The organism is Helicobacter sp. MIT 11-5569 (assembly GCF_000765695.2).
In the GTDB taxonomy this organism is placed as follows: domain Bacteria; phylum Campylobacterota; class Campylobacteria; order Campylobacterales; family Helicobacteraceae; genus Helicobacter_D.
Genome location: NZ_JRPB02000025.1, coordinates 1 through 4,031 on the forward strand (window position 1 = coordinate 1; position 4,031 = coordinate 4,031).

Below are 4,031 nucleotides of genomic sequence, written 5' to 3' on the forward strand. Positions count from 1 at the left end.
GATTGGAGAATCTTTAGTGATACTATGATTTGTTATGGATTCTATACTTTTAAAATCAATGTTTGTGAGTTTAATATTAAAGTTTCCATTGTTATTAAAGGTGTCTTGAGGTTTTGAAGTTTTTAATTGTATGCCTAAAGTAGAATAAGCAATGTTAGGCTGCAGAATCGTTTGTGTGATATAAGTGGAATTGGTGGAATCTTGATTAAAGTTTGTGGTGTTAGTGCTGCCTAAATAAATATTTGGATTGTTATTTATATTAATATTATTATACATTTCTTCTAAGTAGAATCTATAATTACTTAGCACAAAGAAGGTTTGATGGTCTTGTTTGATATTTAAGTGATTTAAAATATCAAAGCTATAAGTGTAATTGTTTTCTTTAGATTCTAAAGTATTGTCTTTTTCTTGTAATTGTAAAGAAGTTGTTGTTGCCAAAGAATTCATATTGGGTTTATTGTTTTCTTGTTCTTCATAAGTATAAAGTTCGCATTTGTCATTTTCTTTTGTAGAATTTCTTAAAGGATTGTTGAGCAAGGCGCAATCAATAGTATTGCAAATAGCTTTGTTTTGAACAATATAAAGATAAGTGTTAATTGGCTTTTGGATTTTTAATTCTTCATGGATTGCTTCAGTAATAATAAGGAGAAGATTTTCTGTTTTGTTGGTTTGGTTATTGGAATCTTTGTTTGTATTGTTAGAATCTTTAGAATCTTTTGTTATCTCTTTAGTGTTATTGGGATTTTCATTGCTTGTATCTTTTGTAGCATTATATTCACGCATTGCATTTAAGACTTCATGATGATTGTTGTTATTTAAAACATAGATGTTTTGAGGTTTAAAGCGATAAAGATTGGAATCACTTTGGGTTGTGGATTCTTGTGCATCAGATTCTAAAGTAAATTTGTTAAAGTCTGCATTGTTTTCAAACTTAGCAGAAGGGATTAAAGAATCAAGATATTTCACATAAGGATTTAAGAGATTCATAAGAGGTTCTAGTTCGCTTGGGTTGATAACATTAGAATGATAAATCTTACAAGATTCTAAATTTGGCTTTCCTTTGCAAAACCCTACTTCACTTTTCATTATCTCTTGCATATTGTTTCCTGCTTTCCCATCTTCTCTCTTTTTTCTCTCTAATTCTTGTTCCCTAAAATACTGCAAATGAGTTTGCTTATTCGTATCTGTATTTTCTTCTAAAAGATTCAATGTTTTAAAAATATCTATACAAGTGTTAAACTTTTCTTCATCATTTTCTATTTGGTTATCTAATTTAGCATTGAAGTTAAAAATAGCAGATTGTAGGATTCTTCTACGAATATCACTTCCTAAATCATATCTAAGAACAGCCCAGATTAAGAATCTGCTTTTGCTTATAAAGGCTTTTTGGATTAAAGTATTGTTTTTTATGCTATTGGGTGCTTGATAAGTGGCACTTAAAAAGGGAATAAACTCTTTGTAGTATTCTTTATTACTTTCTTTTTCTTCTTTGATTTTGTTAAAGTGAGTAATATCTTTATTATTGAAGTGTTTTAAAGTAATAGCTTCATAATTAATTGCCATAATGTTAAAAAGTTCTTCTGCTTGTTGTTCATTAAGCTTAAATTCTAAGTATTGGTTGTTTCTTTGAGAATCCTTTGTGATTTTTAAATCTTCTTCACTTAGTCTTTGAAGTTGTTCTAGGTTTGAATTGGGATTTTGCTTTTGTTTTTTCTTTGTTTCGTTTATATAATCTTTTATGTTATCTTGAATGATTGTATTTAAAGTAGATGTTTTTATATCTGTTTGCAGTGTTTTTAGCATTTGAGCAGAAATATTATCTATTAGAGTTTTATATTCTTCATATTTATAGCTTGTAGTATCTTTAATAATGTTATTAAAAGTGTATTTATAATCATCAAATTGAGTAAAGGGAATATCTTTAAGTTTTTTTGTCAAACCAAAGAAATAATATAAGATAAGCTTTATCCATAATCCTTTGAGATTATTTCCTCCTATGTTGATTCCTATGCCTATGGTAGCTATGCCTCTACTATCTCTATAAACCTCTTCTCTGATTGCTTCGCTACCTACCAAGAGGAGTTTTCTAATTTTATTATATTCTTCAAAGGTGATTGATTGAAATTGCATTTTAGATTCCATTTGTTTCCTTATCATAAGCATTTAAAAAGCCTAAAGCTAAAGCTTGATTAAAGCGAAAGGCGAGGAAGGCTTCACGGCTTAATACCCAGCCATACCAAGTAGCATTATAATCCATTATTATTGGGACAACAATATCGCCCGATTCACTTCTTTTCTTAATTTCTTCTCTAAACTCCTCATCTTCCCTAAACTTTACCCTTAAGCTTTCAAAGAGAATATCTTGAGTGTGGAAGTTGTTTTGCAAGATTAGCATATAAGCTTCATTAGCTTGTTTATGAATGATTTCATCTACTTTCTTGCTATTGTGAATTTCGCTTTGAAATAAATAAAGTCCTGCATTATTATAATATGGGTCTGCTGAAAGCCTAATAATATCTGCAAAGTCTGCTTTATGTTTTGAATTAGGGATTGGAATTGTTTTATAAGGTGGAGGAAATACAGAAACTTTATTCCCTTTTTCGTCTATATAATATTCCGTAAATTCTGGAGCTTCTACTAATTCAAACTCATAAATCTCTGGATAATCTAAACTTGTTTCATCATTATGGATTAACTCCCAAATCTCATCATAACCGATTCCTAGTTTGTTGGTTTTAGCTTGAGGGATTAAAGAATCTGTTTTGTAATCTTTTAAATGTAGGGCATTAAGTATAAGCTTTTCTACCCCCTCATAATAGAATCTTTCTTGATTTAAAGGTAAATAAGTTTTTAAGTATTCCTCATTTTTTAAAAAGACTTTTCTAATAGAGTTTGGAATCATATCATAGATAATATCATAAAGGGTAATGGAATTAGTATAAAAGAGATTTGAGGCTATACCAATATCGATAATACTAAAACTTACATCATTTGCATAATTTATCTCTTGAATCTCTATCTTTCTTAAAGCATCAAGGAGATTATAGGGTTTATGGTTAAAAGTAGAAGTGAAGTTTTTTAAAAATTCTTTGTATTCTAGTTTTGGATTCTTTATAAGTTCTTTATGTCTTTCATAGAGTTTTATTGTAAGCCATTGTGAAAAGATGACTTGAGAGAAAGGATATTTTTTAACAAGTTTAGAAAACTCATCATTGTGTTTTTTGTGAAAATCAAAGACTTCTAAAATTACTCTTTTAGGTAAGCCTACACCAAAGGCACTAAAATCGTTGTCTTGTAGGGTGCTTAGGTCTTTAATTAAATGGGATTTTTGTATATTTATAGATTCATTATAATGATCGCCTCTTACAAAATCAATCAAAGAATTAAATATGCTTTTCCCCAAGTAATTAAAACTACTATAGCCCATACTCCCTCCTTTATCTTGTTATTATGCTACTTTACATCATTCTTCTATCTCTACTTTTCCTTGAATCTTGATTCCACTTTTTTCAATAGTAATTTTACTTGAACCAACTTGCAAGACAATCTCTTTACCATTACTTTGTATTGTAGCATCTCCTATGGAGAGTTGTATTTTTTTATTAGCTTTTAGTATTGCTTGTTCTGCTGTGTTAATTAGCAAATCTTGATTATTTAAAGTCGTTTGTTTAATGCTATTTAATTTTAAACAATTCTTAGAATAAAAGTCTATATTATCATCAACACTAAGAGAATAGTTTGACTTAGAGCTTATATTAATATCCTTAAAGCTTTTAATATCCCATGAACCTTCTAATATATCTTTTCTGTTTCTCTTTATGTTCTTTATTGCATCTTTATGGATAATAGTTTTTTGACTTTGTCTTACCTCCACCTCTTTATCCCCCCCTACAAACTCACTAGAATTTTTAGCAATTCTTATCTTATTATCTACTCCCACATTCAAAGTATTATTAAGTTTTACATTTGTTTCTTTAGAGAGTAAAGTGTTTTCTAAATAATCTTCTTTAACATTGACATTTTTAAATCCT

Annotated in this window: 2 protein-coding genes and 1 pseudogene; all 3 read right to left on the reverse strand. The window is 28.7% G+C overall.

Features of this window, described 5'->3' with window-relative positions:
• A partial coding sequence (locus LS70_RS09665; RefSeq protein ID WP_138109443.1) for a hypothetical protein occupies positions 1 to 2,142 on the reverse strand: 2,142 nt, incomplete at its 3' end.
• Complete coding sequence (locus tag LS70_RS09670) at positions 2,132 to 3,427, reverse strand: hypothetical protein (RefSeq protein WP_034286951.1); 1,296 nt, start codon at positions 3,425 to 3,427, stop codon at positions 2,132 to 2,134. The genes LS70_RS09665 and LS70_RS09670, both read right to left, overlap by 11 nt.
• A gap of 36 nt (positions 3,428 to 3,463) precedes the next feature.
• A pseudogene (locus tag LS70_RS10000) lies at positions 3,464 to 4,031 on the reverse strand (hypothetical protein); the annotation flags it as partial.

What these genes read in the sequence shown, in the direction of transcription:
- LS70_RS09670 (WP_034286951.1), bottom strand. Translation starts at nt 3,427, where the DNA reads ATGGGCTATAGTAGTTTTAATTACTTGGGGAAAAGCATATTTAATTCT.